At 69.4% G+C, this 20,745-nt stretch carries 20 protein-coding genes; 17 read left to right on the top strand and 3 right to left on the bottom strand.

The annotated features are described in order from the left end of the window. The first annotated feature begins 14 nt into the window (after positions 1-14). The 10 genes from AC1RN5_RS11100 to modA all read left to right on the top strand — a co-directional run bounded on the left by AC1RN5_RS11100 (position 15) and on the right by modA (position 8,123). Complete coding sequence (locus AC1RN5_RS11100) at positions 15-734, top strand: TVP38/TMEM64 family protein (RefSeq protein WP_493041207.1); 720 nt, start codon at positions 15-17, stop codon at positions 732-734. Between the two features lie 19 nt (positions 735-753). Then, entirely contained in the window at positions 754-1,014 is a 261-nt protein-coding gene (locus tag AC1RN5_RS11095; RefSeq protein ID WP_493041206.1) for a CopG family ribbon-helix-helix protein, read from the top strand. After that, entirely contained in the window at positions 917-1,297 is a 381-nt protein-coding gene (locus AC1RN5_RS11090; RefSeq protein WP_493041205.1) for a type II toxin-antitoxin system RelE/ParE family toxin, read from the top strand. The genes AC1RN5_RS11095 and AC1RN5_RS11090 overlap by 98 nt, the downstream gene beginning before the upstream one ends. Positions 1,298-1,300: 3 nt before the next feature. After that, positions 1,301-1,921 (top strand): glutathione S-transferase family protein, encoded by a 621-nt coding sequence (locus AC1RN5_RS11085; RefSeq protein ID WP_493041204.1) that lies wholly within the window; start codon positions 1,301-1,303, stop codon positions 1,919-1,921. 215 nt (positions 1,922-2,136) lie between these two features. Beyond that, on the top strand, positions 2,137-3,732 hold the full coding sequence (locus AC1RN5_RS11080) for a 2-isopropylmalate synthase (RefSeq protein ID WP_493041203.1): 1,596 nt from the start codon (positions 2,137-2,139) through the stop codon (positions 3,730-3,732). 154 nt (positions 3,733-3,886) lie between these two features. Next, positions 3,887-4,771 carry a DMT family transporter gene (locus AC1RN5_RS11075; RefSeq protein ID WP_493041202.1) on the top strand — a complete coding sequence of 295 codons (885 nt, stop codon included), beginning with the start codon at positions 3,887-3,889 and terminating at the stop codon, positions 4,769-4,771. Positions 4,772-4,816: 45 nt separating this feature from the next. Beyond that, entirely contained in the window at positions 4,817-5,629 is an 813-nt protein-coding gene (locus AC1RN5_RS11070) for a phytanoyl-CoA dioxygenase family protein (RefSeq protein ID WP_493041201.1), read from the top strand. A gap of 33 nt (positions 5,630-5,662) precedes the next feature. Next, a complete protein-coding gene (locus AC1RN5_RS11065) occupies positions 5,663-6,508 on the top strand; it encodes a hypothetical protein (RefSeq protein ID WP_493041200.1) in 846 nt (281 codons plus the stop codon). 44 nt (positions 6,509-6,552) lie between these two features. Continuing rightward, positions 6,553-7,353 carry a TOBE domain-containing protein gene (locus AC1RN5_RS11060; protein WP_493041199.1) on the top strand — a complete coding sequence of 267 codons (801 nt, stop codon included), beginning with the start codon at positions 6,553-6,555 and terminating at the stop codon, positions 7,351-7,353. 5 nt (positions 7,354-7,358) lie between these two features. Further along, on the top strand, positions 7,359-8,123 hold the full coding sequence (gene modA, locus AC1RN5_RS11055) for a molybdate ABC transporter substrate-binding protein (protein WP_493041198.1): 765 nt from the start codon (positions 7,359-7,361) through the stop codon (positions 8,121-8,123). Here modA and AC1RN5_RS11050 read toward each other — a convergent pair whose 3' ends face one another. After that, on the bottom strand, positions 8,124-9,647 hold the full coding sequence (locus tag AC1RN5_RS11050) for an ABC-F family ATP-binding cassette domain-containing protein (RefSeq protein WP_493041197.1): 1,524 nt from the start codon (positions 9,645-9,647) through the stop codon (positions 8,124-8,126). A 211-nt stretch (positions 9,648-9,858) separates the two neighbouring features. Between AC1RN5_RS11050 and AC1RN5_RS11045 the strand changes: the two genes are divergently transcribed. The 7 genes from AC1RN5_RS11045 (at position 9,859) to AC1RN5_RS11015 (ending at position 18,631) form a co-directional block, all read left to right on the top strand. Beyond that, positions 9,859-11,277, top strand: a complete 1,419-nt coding sequence (locus AC1RN5_RS11045; RefSeq protein ID WP_493041196.1) for a sensor histidine kinase — start codon at positions 9,859-9,861, stop codon at positions 11,275-11,277. A 213-nt stretch (positions 11,278-11,490) separates the two neighbouring features. After that, positions 11,491-12,534: a rod shape-determining protein gene (locus AC1RN5_RS11040; protein WP_215341221.1), complete on the top strand. Its 1,044-nt coding sequence runs from the start codon at positions 11,491-11,493 to the stop codon at positions 12,532-12,534. Between the two features lie 59 nt (positions 12,535-12,593). Beyond that, positions 12,594-13,724, top strand: a complete 1,131-nt coding sequence (gene mreC / locus AC1RN5_RS11035) for a rod shape-determining protein MreC (RefSeq protein ID WP_493041195.1) — start codon at positions 12,594-12,596, stop codon at positions 13,722-13,724. Then, a complete protein-coding gene (locus tag AC1RN5_RS11030; RefSeq protein WP_421930984.1) occupies positions 13,721-14,236 on the top strand; it encodes a hypothetical protein in 516 nt (171 codons plus the stop codon). Before mreC ends, AC1RN5_RS11030 begins: the two co-directional genes overlap by 4 nt. Before the next feature lie 12 nt (positions 14,237-14,248). Further along, the gene (mrdA, locus tag AC1RN5_RS11025) at positions 14,249-16,237 is read left to right on the top strand and encodes a penicillin-binding protein 2 (RefSeq protein ID WP_493041194.1); all 1,989 of its coding nucleotides are present in this window, start codon (positions 14,249-14,251) and stop codon (positions 16,235-16,237) included. Then, positions 16,234-17,391 (top strand): rod shape-determining protein RodA, encoded by a 1,158-nt coding sequence (gene rodA, locus AC1RN5_RS11020; protein WP_493041193.1) that lies wholly within the window; start codon positions 16,234-16,236, stop codon positions 17,389-17,391. The genes mrdA and rodA overlap by 4 nt, the downstream gene beginning before the upstream one ends. A gap of 49 nt (positions 17,392-17,440) precedes the next feature. Then, entirely contained in the window at positions 17,441-18,631 is a 1,191-nt protein-coding gene (locus AC1RN5_RS11015) for a TonB family protein (protein WP_493041192.1), read from the top strand. Positions 18,632-18,640: 9 nt separating this feature from the next. On the opposite strand, the gene pip is transcribed toward AC1RN5_RS11015, so the two are convergent. Together pip and AC1RN5_RS11005 are read right to left on the bottom strand one after the other, a co-directional pair. After that, a complete protein-coding gene (pip, locus tag AC1RN5_RS11010) occupies positions 18,641-19,633 on the bottom strand; it encodes a prolyl aminopeptidase (RefSeq protein ID WP_493041191.1) in 993 nt (330 codons plus the stop codon). A 10-nt stretch (positions 19,634-19,643) separates the two neighbouring features. Next, positions 19,644-20,654, bottom strand: coding sequence for an alpha/beta fold hydrolase (locus AC1RN5_RS11005; protein WP_493041190.1), 1,011 nt, complete (start codon positions 20,652-20,654; stop codon positions 19,644-19,646). Positions 20,655-20,745 lie beyond the last annotated feature (91 nt).

Raw genomic sequence — 20,745 nt, 5'->3', positions numbered from 1 at the left:
GGCGAGGGCAGGCCATGCGCCGCCTCTTCCGCTTCGTGACCGAGATGGACGCCCAGGCGTGGCGGACCGTGGGGGTGTCCTTCGTCCTGTTCGGCGGGGTGGGGATCGTCTTCCTGTTCGGGGCCCAGGTGCTGGGCTTCAACGGCGAGGCCACGGTGGAGCAGTGGCTGGGCGCCGCCAGCGGCGCCTGGGCGCTGCCGACGGCGGTGGCGGCCTTCGCCCTGCTGGCCTTCATCGGCGTGCCGCAGTTCATGCTGATCGCCGCCGCGGTGGTGGCCTTCGGGCCCTGGACCGGCTTCGCCTACAGCTGGATCGGCACCATGGTGTCGTCCCTGGTGGGCTTCTATCTGGGCCGGTTCGCTGGGGCCAAGGCGCTGCAGACCCTGTCGGGGGAAAGCATGCAGCGGTTCATGGGGCTGGTGGGGCGCAACGGCTTCCTGGCCAGCCTGATCGTGCGGCTGGTGCCCTCGGCGCCCTTCATCGTCGTCAACATGGCCGCCGGGGTGACGCCGATGCGGGTGGTGTCCTTCGCCGCCGGGACGGCGGTGGGCATCGTGCCCAAGATCGGGCTCACCGCCTTCGCCGGCAACTCCATCGTCCAGGCCCTGAAGGGCGGCAACCTCAAGCACGTGGCCTGGCTGGTGGGCGTCGCCGCCCTGTGGATCGGCATCGGCTGGTTCGCCCGGCGCTGGCTGAAGTCGCGGGAAGCTGACAACGAGATCGGCGAGAGCTAGTCTCAGCGTCGGAGGCGACATGACCGTGCATGTGACACTGGAACTGACCGATGAGCAGAAGACGCGGCTGGATGATCTGGCCCGGCTCCAGGACTCTCCGGTCGAGACCTTGCTCATGAACGCCGTCGAACGGGTGCTGGATCACGACGCCTGGTTCCGCGCCGAGGTGCAGAAGGGGCTGGATGACCTGCACGCCGGACGCACGGTTTCACACGAAGAGGCGCTGGCCGAGAGCCGGGCCCGCCGCGAGATGCTCCAGGCCAGGAAGGCCGCGCGTTGAAGGTCGTCGGGCGGCGATCGCCCGGGATGACGTCCGTCGCATCGTTCTCCATATCGCCGAGGACAACGTCGACGCCGCCCTTCGCATCGAGGACAGGATCGAGTCGGTGGTGGACCGCCTGACCACCATGCCGCTGCGAACCCGACCGGGCCGGGTGAGGGGTACGCGAGAGCTGGTTGTGACCGGAACGCCCTACGTGGTCATTCTCGCCGTCTCAGATGACGTCGTCGGCGTGGTCCGTGTACTGCATGGCGCGCAGTCGTGGCCGCCGCAGGAGACCTGATTCATGCTGAAGCTCTATTCCTTCCCCGGCACCGTCAGCCTGGCGGTCCACATCGCCCTGGAGGAAGCCGGCGCCGACTACGAGCTGGTGAAGGTCGACTTCATGACCAACGCGCAGCGGTCGCCGGAGTACCTTGCCATCAATCCTAAGAGCCGGGTCCCGGCCCTGGCCACCGAGCGCGGGGTGCTGACCGAGGCGCCGGCCCTGCTGACCTATGTGGCGCAGAGCTTCCCCGAAGCGAACCTGGCGCCGCTGGACGATGCCTTCGCCCTGGCCCAGGTCCAGGCCTTCAACACCTATCTCTGTTCGTGGGTGCACCCGGCCGCCGCGCACCGGCACCGCGGCTATCGCTGGGCCGACGACCCCGCGGCCATCGCCGACATGCGCCGCAAGGCCCCGGAGGTGTTCGCCCAGGGCATGGAGGTGATCGAGGCCGAATACCTGCGCGGGCCCTGGGTGATGGGGGAGGCCTATTCGACCTGCGACCCCTATCTCTTCACGGTGGCGGGCTGGCTGCCGCGCGACGGGATCGACATGGCCCGCTTCCCGAGGATCGCCGAACACTTCGCGCGCATGGGCGAGCGGCCGGCCGTGAGGAAGGTTCTTGCTCAACTGGCCCCCTGAGGGCCTCCAGGCGCAAGACTCTTGCGGTGAAGCCGCGAATTCGATAGATCATCTACCCATGCGATCGCATCCGCACAGCCAGCTTCTTCTTATGCTGGGGCTTAGCCGCCCCTGGGCGCCTCTTTAGGCTGCGCTTCTTCGCGGCCGGGCGCTTCAGGGGATGACCCCGACGTCCGAGCCTTCTAAAACACCCCCGCGAAGAATGAAGTGATCCCATGACCGTATCCCCCGCCGACCAGGCCACCGCCAACGATTCGACCCGCAAGCCCAGCGACCGGGTTATCGTCTTCGACACCACCATGCGCGACGGCGAGCAGTCGCCCGGCGCCTCGATGTCGCTGGACGAGAAGCTGGAGCTCGCCAAGATCCTGGAGGAGATGCGGGTCGACGTGATCGAGGCCGGCTTCCCGATCGCCTCTAACGGCGACTTCGAAGCGGTCCGCAAGATCTCCGAGATTGTCACCGAGAGCACGGTCTGCGGCCTGGCCCGGGCCGGCATGGCCGACATCGAGCGCTGCGCCGAGGCGATCCGCCCGGCCAAGCGCGGCCGCATCCACACCTTCCTGTCCACCAGCCCCAGCCATCGGGACCACATCCTGCGCGCCAGCCAGGAAGAGATCCTGGACATGATCACCAAGTCGGTCGGTCACGCCCGCAACCTGTGCGACGACGTGGAATGGTCGGCCCAGGACGCCACCCGCACCGAGCAGGATTTCCTGCGCCGCTGCGTCGACGCCGCCATCAAGGCCGGGGCCGGCACGGTGAACCTGCCCGACACCGTGGGCTATTCCTATCCGAGCGAGTACGCCGACATCTTCCGGGACATCCTGGAGAACGTCGACGGCGCCGACCGCATCATCCTGTCGACCCACTGCCACAACGACCTGGGCCTGGCCGTCGCCAACAGCCTGGCCGGCGTGCAGGGCGGGGCGCGTCAGGTGGAGGTGGCCATTAACGGCATCGGCGAGCGCGCCGGCAACGCGGCCCTGGAAGAGGTCGTCATGGCCCTGAAGGTGCGCGGCGACCGTCTGCCCTACTTCACCGGCGTCGATCCGCAGCACATCACCCGGGCCAGCCGCTATGTCTCGGCCATCACCGGTTTCCCGGTGCAGTTCAACAAGGCGATCGTCGGCAAGAACGCCTTCGCCCACGAGAGCGGCATCCACCAGGACGGCATGCTGAAGGACCGCGGCACCTACGAGATCATGTCCCCGGAGACGGTGGGGCAGGGCGCCTCGAACCTGGTGATGGGCAAGCACGCCGGCCGGGCCGGCTTCCGCGAGAAGCTGCGCACCCTGGGCTACGAGCTGGGCCAGAACGCCCTGAACGAGGCCTTCCAGCGGTTCAAGGACCTGGCCGACAAGAAGAAGCACGTCTTCGACGACGACATCGTGGCCCTGGTGGACGACGCCCTGGCCAGCGGCGCCGACCGCATCCAGGTGAAGTCCCTGCGGGTGATCGCCGGGACCGAAGGGCCCCAGCAGGCCGAGCTGACCGTCACCGTGGACGGCGAGGAACGCTCGGGCGCCGCCACCGGCGACGGTCCGGTCGACGCGGTGTTCAACGCCATCCACGAGGTCGTGCCGCACGCCGCCATCCTGCGCCTGTTCCAGGTGCACGCGGTGACGGAAGGGACCGACGCCCAGGCCCAGGTCTCGGTACGTCTGGAGGAGGACGGCCGCATCGCCACCGGCCAGGCCGCCGACACCGACACCCTGACCGCCTCGGCCAAGGCCTATGTCAACGCGCTCAACAACCTCTTCGCCCGCAAGGAAAAGAGCGCGCCGGACGCCATCGCGTCGGGGTTCTAGGCCCACCACCGTGTGTCATCCCGGTTTCCGCGCAGCGGAAGACCGGGACCCATACTCACTGATCTTGCCTGATGACCCCGCGCGTCTGGGTCCCGGACAAGCCGCGTGCGCGGTCCGGGATGACTGTGGGTGTGCGTCCGGCTGAGGACTTCCCATGCTCTGGATATTTCTGACCGCGGCGGCCGCGCCGCTGCAGGTGGCGCGCAATGCGCTGCAGCGCGGCCTGGTAGGGGACGCCGGGCCCTGGGGCGCGACCCTGGTGCGGTTCCTGTTCGGCCTGCCGTTCTCCCTGGCGATCTTCGCGGTGGTGGCCCTTTCGACCCCGCAGGCCGATCCGCACCTGTCGGCGAGGTTCGTCATCGCGGTGACCGCCGGCGCCATCGCCCAGGTCAGCGCCACGGCGGCCCTGCTGATGGCCATGCGCCACTCCGGTTTCGCGGTGGCCACCTTCATGCAGCAGGCCTCCCTGCCGATCGCCGCCATCATGGGCTACGCCCTGTTCGGCGATCACATGAGCGCCGTGCAGTGGGCGGGGCTGGCGGCCACCACCGTGGGCCTGCTGGTGCTCTCCTGGCCCAAGGGGGAGGCCGCGGTGGCCGGGGCGCTGAACGGCTCGCTGTTCGGCCTGGCCTCGGGGGTGGCCTTCGCCGTGGCGCTGAACGGCTATCGCCAGGCCGGCATGGCCCTGGAGCCCCGGCACCCGATCTATTCGGCGACGGCGGCGCTGTGCGTCGCCCAGACCCTGCAGTCCATCGTGCTGAGCGCCATACTGGCGGTCACCCGCCCCCAGGCCCTGCGCTCGGTGGCCGGGACCTGGAAGCAATCCCTCGGCGCGGGGTTCTTCGGCACGGCGGCCTCGGCTTTCTGGTTCTCGGCCCTGGCGCTGGCGCCGGCCGGCCAGGTCCGCGCCATCGGGGTGATCGAGGGCCCGATCGCGGCGGCGGCGGGGCGCAGGCTGTTCAAGGAGAGGCTGAGCCTGGCCCAGATCGCCGGCGGTACGGCCACGGCCATCGGCGTGGTGATGACAGCCCTGGGGTAGGGCGGGTTATGCTGCGGCAGCCGCCGGCGGAGCGGGGAGGGAACCATGGACGTCGACGCCCACACCGAACGGCTGCACAGCGACGGCTATACGGTGATCGAGGACTTCTGCGACGCCGACACGCTGGCCGCCATCCGCCGGGGCCTGGCGCCGCACATGAGCACCCACCGGGGCCGCAACGACTTCGAAGGGTTCGAGACCGAGCGGGTCTACACCCTGGTGGCGCGGGGCCGGGTGTTCGAGCAGGTGACCGAAGATCCCCGCGTTTTGGCGATCCTCGACCGGTTCCTGCAGCCGGGCTACCTGCTCTCGGCCAGCCAGGCGATCTGCATCTATCCGGGGGAGACCGCCCAGGCGGTCCACACCGACGACGGCTTCTACCGCCAGAAGCGGCCCCGGCCGCCGGCCTCCATGAGCCTGATCGCGGCGGTGGATGAATTCACCGAGGAGAACGGCTGCACAGAGGTGATCCCCGGCAGCCACCTGTGGAGCGACGACGAGGTTGCGGCCCTGGATCCCGCCGACCTGCCGGCCCTGCTCAAGCCGATGGTGATGCCGGCCGGCGCGGCCATCGTCTTCCAGGCCACCCTGCTGCACCGGGGCGGCGCCAACCGCAGCAAGGCGCCACGGCAGGCCTTCACCAACCAGTATTGCGAGCCCTGGGGGCGGACCCAGGAGAACTTCTTCCTCGGCGTGCCGCGCGAGCTGGTGAAGACCATGTCGCCGCGACTGCAGCGCCTACTGGGCTACGACATCTGGCCGCCCTTCATGGGCCACGTCACGGCCTCCCACCCGCTCAAGACCCTGGAGGAGGGCTACGTGCCGCCGGTGCTGAAGGATCGGTTGGTCGAGGGCTAGGGACGGGAGCGCCGTGGCGCGCGAGGGGGGCAGATGCGACTGAGCGTGATCGAGGCGCTGTGCGAGCCGTCGGCGGTCCACAACGAGGACGCCTGGGGCCGATCTGGCCAGGCGGTCTGGGTGCTGGACGGCGCAACGGGCATCGGTGATCGGCCACATCTTTCCGGCCCGACGGACGCGGCCTGGTTCGCGGATCGGATAAACACCGAACTGTTCGAGGCCTTGGCGGCGGCGGGGGATGTCGGCGCGGCCCTGAACCGCGCCGTCGAGGCGGTCCGTCGGGCCGCGGCGTCCCTCTGCGACATCGACCGTCTGCCGAACTTCGAGCTGCCCTGCGCCAGCTTCACCCTGGCGCGGGCCGTCGGCGAGACCGCGCTGGAGTTCGCCAACCTGGGAGACTGCCGCCTGGCCTGGCGCATGGGGCAGGGACCGGTCGCCACCTTCGGGACCTCGGGGGTCGCCGAACTGGACGCCCGGATGGAGCGCCTGGTGGCGGAAAACTTGGCGCGGGGCTTGACGCTGGAAGAGGTCGCGGCCGCCGCCAAGGCGCTGGCGCGCGAGCATCGCAAGCTGATCAATATCCCTGAGGGCTACTGGATCCTCGATCTCAGCGGCGCCGGCGTCCCGCACCTTCAGTTGGAGGTCCAGCCGGCCGGGGAGCCGATGGACGTCCTGCTGATGAGCGACGGCTTCTCCCGGCTGGTGGACGTCTATGGCCGCTACGACTACGACTCGCTGCTCGCCGCCGCCCTGCGCCTTGGCCTCGCGACCCTCTATGCGGAACTCCGCGCCATCGAGGCGGGCGACCCCGAGTGCCGCACCTTCGCCCGCAACAAGACGCGCGACGACGCCACGGCGGTGCTGTTGCGGTTCGCTTGAGCGATGCGTTATGTAGTCAGACTACATAACGCGAGTCCCCGCCCTTGGCCGCCCTGCACGCCCTGACCGCCGCCCTGTCCCTGCGCCGCGACGGCGCGCGGGTGGGCGGCGAGCGCATCGCCCTGCTGGAGGCCATCGGGGCGCTGGGCTCGATCACCGCGGCGGCCCAGCAGCTCGGTCTCTCCTACAAGGGCGCCTGGGACGCGGTGCAGGCCCTGAACAACCTGTTCGAGGCGCCGCTGGTAACCACCCAGGCCGGGGGCAAGGCAGGCGGGGTCGCGTCCCTGACCCCGCGCGGCCGGGCGGTGATCGCCGCCTTCCACCGCGTGGAGGCCGAGCTGGGCGCGGCCCTGGCGCGGCTGGAGACCAACCTGGCCGACGCCCCCGACGACGATCTCGGCGCCCTCTTCTGGAGTCTCGGCATGAAGACCAGCGCCCGCAACGCCCTGCGCGGCGTGGTCAGCCACGTCAGCGACGGGGCGGTCAGCTCCGAGGTGTCGCTGAGGATCGCCGAGGGCCTGGAGATCGTCGCCGTCGTCACCCGGCGCAGCGTCGCCGAGCTGGGCCTCAGCGTCGGCAAGCCGGCCATCGCGCTCATCAAGTCCAGCTTCGTCACCCTGGCGGTGGGGGAGGGGCTGCGCACCTCGGCCCGCAACCAGCTTCGCGGAAGGGTGCTGGCCCGCGAGGACGGGGCTGTGAACACCGAGGTCACGATGAGCCTGGCCGACGGCAAGAGCCTGACGGCCACCATCACCCGGGAGAGCGCGCAGGCGCTGGACCTGAAGCCGGGGGACGCGGTCACGGCCCTGGTCAAGGCGCCGCACGTCATCCTGGCGGTGGAGTAGGGTCCATGCGTCTCCTCGCCCTGCTTCTCGCCGCCTGGATGCTTGCCGCCCCGCCGGCGCTCGCCGCCGACAGGCCGGTGACGGTGTTCGCCGCGGCCTCCCTGAAGAACGCCCTCGACGAGGTGGGCGAGGTCTACGCCGCCAGGACCGGCGGGGAGGCGCGGTTCGCCTATGCCGGCTCCTCGGCCATCGCCCGGCAGATCGAGCAGGGGGCGCCGGCCGACCTCTACATCTCCGCCGACGGCGACTGGATGGACTATCTGGCCGGCAAGAAGCTGATTGTGACGGCCAGCCGCCGCGACCTGCTGAGCAACCATCTGGCCCTGGTGGCGCCGGCCGACTCCAAGGTGAGGCTGAAGATCGCCAGGGGCATGCCGCTCGCCAGGGCGCTCGGCGCGGGCCGCCTGGCGGTCGCCGGCCCCGACGTGCCGGCGGGCCGGTACGCCAGGGCTTCCCTCGCCAGTCTCGGCGTCTGGGGCAGCGTCTCGGGCAGGTTGGCCCAGGCCGAGAACGTCCGCTCGGCCCTGCAGTACGTGGCGCGCGGCGAGAGCCCGCTGGGGATTGTCTACGACACCGACGCCAAGGTGGAGCCCAAGGTCAGGATCGTCGGCCTGTTCCCCGACGCCAGCCATCCGCGCATCGTCTATCCCGCCGCCCTGGTGGCCGGGACGAAGAACCCGCAGGCGGGCGCCTTCCTGAGCTTCCTAAGCGGGCCGGAGGCAGGCGCGGTGTTCCGGAAGTACGGGTTCACGGTGCTGGCCAGGCGCTGACTACTGCGCCTCGAAGAACGCGTCGGGTCCCTCGACCTCGACCAGCTTGCCGCGCCGGATCTCCACGAAGCGGTTGGCCGCGGCGCGGGTGAAGTAGCGGTCGTGGGAGACGAACAGGCAAGCGACGTCGGAGCCCTCGAGCTGGGCCTCCAGATCCTCCTGGCCCTCGATGTCCAGGTGGTTGGTGGGTTCGTCCAACAGGTAGAGGTTGGGCTTGGCCAGCCGCATCTTCAGGAAGGTCAGGCGCGCCCGCTCCCCGTGGCTGAGGTCGGCGATGGGCCCCTTGATGCGGTGATAGGGGAAGCCCGCCTTGGCCAGCAGGGCGTTGGCGTCCTTGCTGGTGGCCCCGTCCACGGCGGTCAGATAGTCCAACAGGCTGGTCTTCAGGGGCAGCTCGGCCATCTTCTGATCGAAGTAGACGAGGCGCGCCTGTGGGTTGAAGCGCACCGTCGCCTGGCCGTCATAGTGCTCCTGGTCGGGGTCGTAGGCCCGGGCGATGGCGTTCAGCAGCATGGACTTGCCGGCCCCGTTGACGCCGAGGATGGCGATGCGGTCGCCGGCCGCCACGTTCAGCCGGTCGATGGCGAACAGCTTGCGGCTGCCGTCGGGCACGGTGACGGTGAAGCCGTGGACCCGCAGAGCGACCTTTGCGTCGATCTCGCCGTCGTGCAGCTCCAGGCGCCGCTCGCGGGCGACATAGCTCTCGGTGCGCTCGGTCTCGATGCGGTCGATGCGCTTCTCGGTGGCCTTGGCGCGCTTGTGGAACTTGTCGTTCTTCACGCCCCAGATCCGGTAGCGGGTGGCCATCTTCTCCAGCCGCTCGATCTCCTTGCCCTCCAGCTGCCGGCGCACGGCGTCGGCGGCGTCGCGGTGCAGCAGCTGCTCGCGCGCCCGGCTGAAGGGCACGCTGAAGGAGTGGGCCCCGTCGGAGCGCAGGAAGATGGTCCGGGTGGTGGTCCGCTCCAGGAACTCCCGGTCATGGCTGACGATCAGCATGGGCAGGCGGTCGTCGTCGGCCAGCCAGCCCTCCAGGGTGTTGATGTTGGAGAGGTCCAGGTGGTTGGTGGGTTCGTCGAGGATCAGCAGGTCGGGCTCGGCCAGCTTGGCGGCCGCGGCGATCAGCATCAGCCGCTGCCAACCGCCGCTGAGGGACCCGAAGGTCTGCTGGGCGGTCTCGTAGCTGACCCCGATCTCGTCCAGCAGGACGTCGACCTTCCAATCCTCGCTGCCGTCGGTGAGGGGCAGGGCGCTTTCCAGCACCTCGCGCACGGTCTTGCCCGCCAGGCCTGGCGGCACGTCCTGGGGGACGTAGCCGATCTTCAGGCCCCGCGACTTGATGATCTGGCCCTCGTCCAGCTCAAGCTCGCCCAGCAGGCACTTGAGAAGCGTGGATTTTCCGGCCCCGTTCTCGCCCACCAGGGCGGTGCGCGCGGCGTCGAGCTGCAGGGACACGCCCTCGAAGACGCGGCTGGCCCCGTAGTAGAACCGGGCCTTCTCGACCCCGAGGACCGCCTGACCGGACATGTGAGCGCCCTCCGGCCGCAAGCTTCAGTTGAGGCGGTTCATAGGGTGAAACGGCCCGGAATGCTGTGCCCGCGAGGAAACAAGTTCGCGGCTTTCGTCCGAATGCCTCGAAAATTTCCCCGACTCGGCGGAACTTTCGGCGGTCCCGCCGATTTGAGGCATGTGCCGCGGGGGACTCTGAGCTTCATGCGGACGCCGACGGGGGATGTTCATGCATGATTTGCGCGAGCTGGCGGACTCCACGTCGTCCTCGGGCTTGCAGAGCGCTTTCCGGTCCTGGTCGGCGTTGCTGGAGCGTCTGCCGATCGGCGTCTATGTCTGCGATCGCCAGGGCCTGCTGATCAATCACAACCGCCGGGCCGGCGAACTCTGGGGCCGGGTCATCGTCAGCGGCGACGGCCTCACCCGCTACTGCGGCGCCCTGCGGGCGTTCGACGCCAAGGGCGAACCGCTCGGTCTCGAAGACTCCCCCATCGCCCGCGTACTGCGCACCGGTGACCCGGTGCGCGATTGCGAGATCATCATCGAGCAGCCGGACGGCGCGCGCCTGACCCTGCTGTCCAACGCCGAGCCGCTGTTCGACGAGACCGGCGATCTGGTGGGGGCGGTGAACTGCGTCCAGAACATCACCGAGCTGCGCATGGCCCGCGACCAGCTGCGGGAGCGGGCGGGCTGGGGCCGGCGGATCGTCGAGCATTCCCCCATCGCCATCTACACCACCGACGGCGACGGCCGCCTGATGAGCTTCAACTCCGCCGCAGCCGAGCTCTGGGGCCGCGAGCCGGTGATCGGCGAGGACCGCTGGTGCGGCAGCCATGCCCTCTATCACCCGAACGGCGACCCCATGCCCCTGGGCGAATGCCCCATGGCCCAGGCGATCCGCAGCGGCCAGCCGGTTGAGGGCGCCGAGGCGATCTTCGAGCGGCCGGACGGCAGCCGCGGCGCCTTCCTGGCCTATCCGACCCCCCTGGTGGGGAGCGACGGCAAGGTGGCCGGGGCCATGAACATGCTGGTGGACATCAGCGGCCGCAAGGCGGCCGAGGACCTGCAGAAGTCGCTGCTGGACGAGCTGAACCACCGGGTGAAGAACACGCTCGCCACCGTCCAGTCCCTGGCCGCCCACAGCTTCCGCGAGGACCGCGACGCCGATGAGATGCGGCGCTCCTTCGAGGCCCGGCTGATGGCCCTGAGCCACGCGCACAATCAACTGGCCGCCCGCAACTGGGAGGCCGCCGACCTGGCCCAGATCGCCGAGGCGGTCCTGGCCCCCTATCACGACGCCGACGGCCGCCTCGTTCCCCAGGGCCCCTCGACCCACCTGTCGGCGCCCGCGGCCGTAACCCTGGCCATGGTGCTGCACGAGCTGGCCACCAACGCGGTGAAGTACGGGGCGCTCTCGCGGCCCGAGGGCCGGCTCTCGGTCCGCTGGGAGGCCGGCCCCGAAGGCGCGGTGAAGCTTGTCTGGCGCGAATCGGGCGGGCCGGCCGTCCGTTCGCCGTCCCGCCGCGGGTTCGGCGTGCGCTTCATCGAGGGGGCGCTGACCCGCGAAATGGGCGGCGAGGCGAGGTTCGAATTCGCCCCGGATGGCCTGTGCTGCACCATCTCGTTCCGCCGCGCCGTGTCCGATTGAGCCGCTCTACGCCAGGTAGTATTCGCGTCATAGCCACGCGGATGAGCGGCGTTTGTCATTAAGCCTTGAAATCAACCCATTGGCAGGGCACACGCATGGGGTCCTGCAAGCGAAGACTGGAGTGCTGGGCGGCTTGATTCGACGAGCCGCCAGTGGTGGTGGTCCAGGCTTCGCAGACCCGCAGTCACCGTTCCCCACCCTCCAGGGCTCTGCATGATCTCGTCCCTCTTCGGCGCCATCTCCAACGACATCGCCATCGACCTCGGCACCGCCAACACGCTCATCTATATGAAGGGCAAAGGCATCGTGCTGAACGAGCCATCGGTGGTGGCGCTGCGCAATGTGGGCGGCCGCAAGATCGTCCACGCCGTGGGCATAGAGGCCAAGCAGATGCTGGGCCGCACGCCGGGCCACATGGAGGCGATCCGCCCCATGCGCGACGGGGTCATCGCCGACTTCGAAGTCGCCGAGGAGATGATCAAGTACTTCATCCGCAAGGTTCACAACCGCAAGGGCTTCGTGAACCCCAAGGTCATCGTCTGCGTGCCGTCGGGCGCCACGGCGGTGGAGCGTCGCGCCATCAACGACTCCTGCCTGAACGCCGGCGGCCGTCGCGTGGGCCTGATCGACGAACCCATGGCCGCGGCCATCGGCGCCGGCCTGCCGATCCACGAGCCCACCGGCTCCATGGTGGTGGACATCGGCGGCGGCACCACCGAGGTGGCGGTCCTGTCCCTGTCGGGCATCGTCTATTCGCGCTCCGTGCGGGTCGGCGGCGACAAGATGGACGAGGCGATCATCAGCTACATGCGCCGCAATCATAACCTGCTGATCGGCGAGACCACCGCCGAGCGCATCAAGAAGGAGATCGGCACCGCCCGGGCTCCGGCCGACGGCGAGGGCCTGTCCATCGAGGTCAAGGGCCGCGACCTGATGCAGGGCGTGCCGCGCGAGGTGCGCATCAGCGAGAAGCAGGCCTCGGATTCGCTGGCCGAGCCGGTGGGTCAGATCGTCGAGGCGGTGAAGATGGCCCTGGAGGCCACGCCGCCCGAACTGGCGTCGGACATCGCCGACAAGGGCATCATGCTGACCGGCGGCGGGGCGCTGCTGCGCGGCCTGGACGCCGAGATCCGCGACCACACCGGCCTGCCGGTGACGGTGGCCGACGACCCGCTCTCCTGCGTGGCGCTCGGCTGCGGCAAGGTGCTCGAACATCCCAAGTGGATGAAGGGCGTGCTCGAATCGACGCTGGCGTAATACTTGCAAATCGGCGTGGGGGAGCGAGGCTTCTCGATCTCCTGAAGACGGGCGGCTAGGTGGCTTTTCGAGAAAGTCCGTTTGGCGAACTGAAGGTGCCGTTGGCGTGGACCGCCGCGGTGGCCCTGATCGTGGCCGTCGTCGTGGCCGTCGCCCTGCTGCTGTCGGACCGGCGCGAGACCTTCCAGTCCGAGGCCTATGGCGTCACCCGCCAGGTGGGCGACAGCATCGCCGCCCCGGTGAGCGGGGCGCTGGCCGCCCCCGGCCGCTGGACGGGCCTGGGGATGGAGACCCTGCGGGACTACTTGTTCGCGGTCTCCGAGAACCGCCGGCTCAAGGCCGAGCTGAAGGAAGCCCGGCAGTGGCGCGATGTCGCCATCGCCCTGCGCGACACCAATGACCGCTACAAGTCCCTGCTGGGCCTGAAGACCGAGCCGCCGATCCCCATGGTCGCCGCCCGCACGGTGAGCGACAGCCGCGGCCCCTTCGCCAACACCCGCCTGGCCAACGCCGGGATGGAGAAGAATATTCAGCCGGGTAATCCGGTGATGAGCGAGAGCGGCCTGGTGGGCCGCGTCATCGGGGTGACCCGGGGCGCCAGCCGCATCCTGCTGCTTACCGACATCGCCTCGCGCACCCCGGTGATGATCGACCGCACCAATGCGCGCGCCATCCTCACCGGCGACGGCGGGCCCAATCCCAAGCTCGACTACCTGCGGGGCAAGGACCCGGTGAAGCAGGGCGACCGGGTGCTGACCTCCGGCGACGGCGGCGTGCTGCCGCGCGGCCTGCCGGTGGGCGTGGCGGTCAAGGGCCTGGACGGCCGCTGGCGGGTGATCCTGGCCTCCGACGCCGCTCCCATCGACTTCGTCCGCATCCTGCTGTTCCAGGACTTCTCCCAGCTGGCCAAGGCCCAGCAGGAGGAACTGGACAAGATGCCGGTGCCGCCGCCGGCCTCGCCGGTGGTCGGCCTCGCGACGCCGGGCGCGCCCGCCGCCAAGCCCCCCACAACCATCACCGCGACGGTGACGACCCCGGCCGCGCCGAAGCCCGCCGCGGCGAAAACGGCGACGCCCAAGCCCGCGACCCCCAAGCCCGCCGCCAAGCCGGCGGCGCCCAAGCCCACCACGGCCGCGCCAGCCGCCAACCCGCCACCGCCCCAGGCCGCCGCGCCGGAGGTGCCGTTTTGAGCCTTTCGGCCGCCCGTCCTCTGGATCCGTGGCGCTGGCTAGGCTTTCCGATGCTCCAGTGCCTGGGCTGGACCCTGCTGTTCGGCATCCCGCTGCGGGTCTTCACCCTGCAACTGCCTGAGCCGGTGTTCTGCATGGTCCCGGCCTTCGCCTGGGCGGTGATCCGGCCGTCGATCATCGCGCCATTCGGGGTCCTGCTGATGGGGCTGATCCTGGACATCTTCTGGGGATCGCCGCTTGGGCTGTGGGCCCTGTCCTTGCTGACCGCCTATGGCGTCGTCCTGCTCTGCCGCAACTGGATGGTGGGTCAGAGCCGCCCGATGATGTGGGCCTGGTTCGCCGCGGCCTGCGGCATCGCCAGCCTGGCGGGTTTCCTGTTCACCCGCCTGGACGCGCGGGCCTCGCCCAGCCTGATCGCGGTGTTCTGGCAATTCCTGGCCACAATCCTGCTGTACCCCTTCGCCCACCGGCTGATCGACAGGTTCGAGGACGCCGATGTGCGGTTCCGTTAGGATGTCGGGCGCATGAGCGAACCGTCCATCTTCTTCACCGAGGTCAATGAGCGGCAGGGGGTGTTCCACCGCCGCGCCTTCCTCATGGGCGGACTGTCGGGCCTGGGCCTGCTGGCCCTGACCGGCCGCCTGGCCCACCTCCAGCTCGTGGAGGCCCAGCGCTATGAGAAGATGTCGGCCTCCAACCAGTTCAATTTCCGGCTGGTGCCGCCGCCGCGCGGCCTGATCGTCGACCGCAACGGCGTGATCCTGGCCTCCAACCGCCCGAATTTCCGACTGCTGGTCTCCAAGGACGGCAAGCTCGACCCGGCCGAAACCCTCAAGACCCTGGCCAATTTCGTCCCCCTGGACGCCGAGCGTCAGGCCCGCCTGACCAAGGATCTGATCCGCGCCCCCAAGCGCTCGCCGGTCTCGGTGATGGAGGACATGAGCTGGGAGCAGTTCTCGGCCATCAATGTCCGAGCCCCCGAGCTGCCCGGCGTCACCGCCGACATGGGGGAGGTGCGGGTCTATCCGCATGGCGGGGCCTTCGCCCACGTCATCGGCTACGTGGCCAAGGTCAACAAGGAGGACCTGGCGCCCACCGGCCCGAACTCCGAGGCCATCATGCTGCACCCCGGTTTCCGGATCGGGCGGCAGGGGGTGGAGAAGGCCTTCGACCTGCCGCTGCGCGGCCGGCCCGGCGCTCAGAAGGTCGAGGTCGACGCCAACGGCCGCGAGGTGCGCCAGGACTCCGGCGGCGACATCCCGGCCACCCCGGGCAAGGAGATCCAGCTCTCCCTCGACGCCGACATCCAGAACCGCGCCCTGGAGGTGATGGGGGACGAGAGCGGGGCGGTGGTCATGCTCGACTGCCGGACCGGCGACGTGCTCTGCATGGCCTCGGCGCCCAGCTTCGACGCCAACCGCTTCGTGCGCGGCATGACCGGCGCCGAATACCGGGCCCTGGCCAATTACGAGCGCAAGCCGCTGCTGGACAAGGCCATGTCGGGCCTCTACCCGCCGGGCTCGACCTTCAAGCCCACGGTGGCGCTCGCCGCCCTGGAGGCGGGCGTCGATCCCGAGCAGAGGGTCAACTGTTCCGGCGGCTGGTACTATGGCGGTCGCACCTGGCGCTGCTGGAAGCATGGGGGGCACGGCTCCCAGAACATGCACGACGCCATCAAGAACTCCTGCGACATCTACTTCTATCAGACCGCCCTGCGGGTCGGCCCCGACCCCATCGCCCGGGCGGCCCACGCCCTGGGCTTCGGCCAGGTCTTCGACCTGGGGATTCCGGGCCAGAAGAAGGGCATCGTCGGGTCGCGGGAGTGGAAGCGGAAGGCCGTCAAGCGCGAGCCGGTCTGGCAGCCGGGGGACTCGGTCAGCTACGGGATCGGCCAGGGCTATATCAACGTCAACGCCCTGCAGCTGGCGGTGATGACCGCGCGCCTCGCCAATGGGCGCAAGGCGCTCAACCCGCGTCTGGTCCGCTCCATCGGCGGCAAGGAGCTGCCCAGCGGCGCCGCGGTGCCCGACCTGCCGTTCAAGCAGGAGAACATCGACTATGTGCGCGGCGGCATGATCGCCGTGGCCAACGACGTCACCGGCACCGCCTATCGCCAGAGCCAGCTCGGCCTGGGGGACGTGATGATGGCCGGCAAGACCGGCACCGCCCAGGTCCGCAGCTATGACAATGTCGCCAATCGCAACAGCGCCAGCGTCCAGTGGAAGCTCAAGGACCACAACCTCTTCGTCGCCTTCGCGCCGTATGACGCGCCGCGCTACGCCCTGTCGGTGATCGTCGAGCACGGTGGCCTCGGCGGCGCCACGGCCGGCGCGCCGCGGGCCCGCGAGGTGATGCGCGTGGCCCTGCTGAAGGACCCCGAGATCCGCGCCCGCATCGAGAAGCCCCTGCCCATGCCGGAACTCACTCCCGACGGCCTGGCGGAGGGCGCCGCGCCCGAGGCGCCCGTCGCCGGCGCGCCGCCCAACCTCCCGCCGCCCGGAGGCCACATATGACCGTCAGCGCGCTCACCCGGCCCGGCGAACGCGACCGCCTGGTGGTCAAGTTCAGCGAGATCGACTGGCTGTTCTCCCTGGCGCTTTGCCTGATCGCCGGGGCCGGAGCCCTGATGATGTTCTCCATCGCCGGCTCCTCCTGGGAGCCCTGGGCGGGGCCGCACCTGCTGAGGTTCGGCATCCTGTTCGTGGTGATGGTGATCCTGGCCATGGTCGACCTGCGGGTGTGGTTCGCCATCGCCTATCCGCTCTATGGCGCGGGCCTGGTGCTGCTGGTGCTGGTGGAGGCGATCGGCGACGTGCGCATGGGCGCCCAGCGCTGGCTCAACCTCGGGCCGCTGGGCAGTTTCCAGCCGTCGGAGGTGATGAAGCTGGGGATCGTGCTGGCCCTGGCCCGCTTCTACCATTCCATCTCCGCCGAGGACGCCCGCTTCTCCTGGTGGCTGCTGGTGCCCATCGTGATGATCGGCGCGCCGGTGGGCCTGGTGGCCCTGCAGCCGGACCTGGGGACCGCCATGCTGATCGCCATGACCGGGGTGGCCATCGTCGTGCTGGCCGGCCTCGACTGGCGGGTGATCGCGGCGGGGATCGGCGCCTTCGTCCTGGCCGTGCCGCCGGTGATCATGTTCGTGCTGCACGACTACCAGCGCAAACGCATCTTCACCTTCCTCGACCCGGAGAGCGACCCGTCCGGCTCGGGCTATCACATCCTGCAGTCCAAGATCGCGCTCGGCTCCGGGGGCTTCCTGGGCAAGGGCTACGGCCTGGGCTCGCAGAGCCAGCTCAACTTCCTGCCGGAGAAGCAGACCGACTTCATCTTCGCGACCCTGGCCGAGGAGTTCGGCTTCGTGGGCTGTTTCTCGGTGCTGTTCCTCTACGCCGCGGTGATCTTCATGGCCCTGCGCACCGCCTCGCTGGCCCACTCCCACTTCGGGCGGCTGTCGGCGGCCGGGGTGACGGCGACCTTCTCCCTCTATGTGATGATCAATGGCGGCATGGTGATGGGCCTGGCGCCGGTGGTCGGCGTGCCCATGCCCATGCTCTCCTACGGCGGCACGGTCATGGCCACGGTGATGATCGGCTTTGGCCTGGTCCAGGCCGTCCGCGTTCACCGCTACTCCGAAGTGACGAGCGGGAAGGGCAGCTTCCTGTAGCCGTTGACAACAACCCTGAGGCGCAACAGCTTAGCCTTGGGGGTGGCCGATGTTTCGCATCTTGGGCGTGGCGCTAGGGGCGCTGGTTCTGATTTTCAGCGCGGCGCCCGCCGTGGCCGCCCGCGCCAAGGTGGGGCAGCCGGCGCCGCCCTTCACGGTCGTCACCTTCGGGGGCGACCAGGTCTCGTTGGAGGATCTGCGAGGGCAGGTCGTCGTGCTCAACTACTGGGCCACCTGGTGCGGCCCCTGCCGGGTCGAACTGCCTGTTCTGAACGACTATTATCGCCGTCATCCGCGCCGCGACCTGAAGATCTTCGCGATCACGATCGACAACACCGTGTCGCCGACCAAACTCAAGCCCCTGGCGGCCCAGCTGACGTTCCCGCTGATCGCGCGCCTTACCGGCGGCGGCTACGGAACCGTGCGGGGGGCGGTGCCCACCAGCTATGTCATCGATCGCGCTGGCGTGGTCCGCTACGCCCAGGCGGGATCCTTCAGCGCGGCGAGCTTCGAGAAGGTGGTGGGGCCGTTGCTCGCAGAGCCCCCGCCACGCAGGCCCTCGCCTGCTGAGGGGCCGCAGATCGCCAGCGCCCCGGCGCCGAAGCCTCACAAGCCGGTCTGGGTCGAGGCGCCTGACGCCCAACAGATGGCGGCGGCCTATCCGACCAAGGCCATGGCGGCCGGCCAAGGTGGTCGGGCGCAAATCCGCTGCACAGCGACCGCCGACGGCGCCCTGGCCGACTGCAGGCTCGTCTCGGAGGAACCGGTTGGCGAAGGCTTTGGCGATGCGGCCCTGGGCCTGGCCTCGCGGTTCCGCATGCAGACCGCTCTGCTGGATGGCGCGTCCGCCGTCGGCGGGACGTTCGACGTCGCGCTTCGCTTCACGGCGCCGGCCGGCGGCGCTCCGACCCTGGCGCCCCTGGCTCGCGACATCAGGTTTTCACCGACGCCAGCGGCCTATCGGCGCCTGGGCGGGCCGGGACCCTACTATCCGGAGGCGGCTGATCGGGCCGGCGTGGGTGGGGAAGCGACCCTTGAGTGCATGGCCTCGGCCAACGACGGGCGTCTGACCCATTGCGTCCGGATCTCGGAGTCGCCCCAACTCTACGATTTCGGGGTCGCGGCGCTCAAGATGGCGGAGGATGGCTGGATCACCGCCGCGCCGGCAACTGATGGGGCCGTTCACGGCGATCAGCGGGTTTGGGTGACGGTGCCATTCAAGGCCATGGCCCTCCGCTGAATCCGGCGGTCAGACCGAGAAGGCCTGGTCCGTCGCCCGCACCAGGCCGTCGACGATGCCGGGCTCGGTGGAGGCGTGGCCGGCGTCCCAGACTACCTCGAAGCGGGCCTCGGGCCAGGCGGTCTTCAGGTTCCAGGCGCTTTCCATCGGGGTGACCACGTCGAAGCGGCCCTGGACGATCCAGCCGGGGATGCCGCGGATCTTGCCGATGTTCTTCAGGATCCAGTTGTCCTCGTTGAAGAAGCCGCGATTGGCGAAGAAGTGGCATTCGATGCGGGCGAAGGCGATGGCGAAGTCGATCTCGTTGAACTTCGAGGGCCGGGCCTCCGGGCCGCGAATGGAGATGGTGTCGCCCTCCCACTGGCTCCAGGCCGCGGCGGCCTCGGCCTGGACGCGGCGGTCCTTGTGGGTCAGGCGGCGGTGATAGGCGCTGACCATGTCGCCGCGCTCGGCCTCCGGGATCGGGGCCAGGAACTTCTGCCAGGCGTCGGGGAACAGGAAGGAGGCGCCGTCCTGGTAGAACCAGCGCAACTCCCTCTGGGTGAGCAGGAAGACTCCGCGCAGCACCAGGGCCTCGACCCGTTGCGGATGGGTGATGGCGTAGGCCAGCGCCAGGGTCGACCCCCAGGAGCCGCCGAACACCGTCCACTTCTCGATCCCCAGGTGGATACGCAGTCGCTCGATGTCGTCGATCAGCGACCAGGTGGTGTTGTCCTCCAGGCTGGCGTTGGGCCGCGACTTGCCGCAGCCCCGCTGGTCGAACAGCACCATGTTCCACTTCGCGGGGTTGAAGAACCGCCGCATGGTCGGGTTGATGGCCCCGCCGGGGCCCCCGTGCAGGATGACGCAGGGCTTGCCCTGCGGATTGCCGCAAGCCTCGTAGAAGATCTCGTGCTCCCCGCCGGTGGGCAGCCAGCCATAGGTATAGGGCTCGCTCTCCGGGAAGAGACCCCTGCGGTTGGCCGAGGAGGATAGGGCGGGCGGCGGGGTGTTGCGTTCCATCGCCCCCAATCTAGCGCGGGAAGCGGCGGTCCATCCAGCCGAGGATGAGGTCATTGACCTCTTTAGGCTTTTCTTGCTGCGTCCAGTGCCCGGAATCTTTCACCAGGGCCTTCTCCAGGTCGCCGATATAGGCCTCCATGCCCTCGGCCATGGCGGGCGAGAGCACCACGTCCTTCTCGGCCATGATCATCAGGCAGGGGATGTCGTCGACGCGGGTGGGCAGGTCGGCTGAGCGCTCCCAGTTGCGGGTGAAGTTGCGGTACCAGTTGATGCCGCCGGTGAAGCCGGTGGCCTCGAAGCTCTCCACGAAGGCCGCCAGTTCGTCGGGGGTCAGCAGTTGGTTGGCGGTGTCGGACTTGTCCCAGGCGGAGATGGCGTCCCCAAAGGCGAAGGTGGACTGGCCCTCGGCGGCCGGGGTCGACATGTCCAGGCCGGCCCCGGCCTCCACGTCCCCCAGGGCGGCCGGCGTGCGCATGAAGAAGCGGATGGTCTTGTCGACGTCGGCGCCCAGCACCGCGTCGGCCACGCCCGGCGTCTGGAACCAGACGATGTACATCTCCTCGCCAAAGGCCATGCGCATGGCCGCGATGGGGTCGAAGGGGCCGCGCGGCATGAAGGGGGTGTTGAGGCCGATGATCCCGGCGCAGCGGTCGGGATACCGCAGCGGCATCTGCCAGGTGACGATGCCGCCCCAGTCGTGGCCGCAGAAGACCGCCTTCTCCACCCCCAGATGGTCCAGCAGGCCGACCAGGTCGCCGGTCAGGTGCTCCAGGTCGTAGTCGGTGACGGCCTCGGGCCGGGAGGTCAGGCCATAGCCGCGCTGATCCGGCGCGATGGCCCAGCGGCCGGCCGCCTCGCACGCGGCGAGCTGATGGCGCCAGGAGAAGGCCAGCTCCGGGAAGCCGTGGCAGAAGACGATCGGCGTCCCCTGGCCCCGCGGCCCGACCTCGTAATAGGCCATGTCGATTCCGTTGACCTGGGCGTGCTGCACGGGCGGCATCTGGCGGGCGAGGGCGGACATGGCGGCGTTTCCTTGAGCGTTTCGCCCATCATGCGGGGCTTCCTTAAGCGTAAGGCAAGCCTTGGCGGTTCTCAGCTCGCCGAACCGGGCT

Source organism: Phenylobacterium sp. GW821-FHT12F10 (assembly GCF_058806695.1).
Note: the sequence above shows the minus strand (reverse complement) of the source record. Positions and strands in the feature narration are given on the sequence as shown.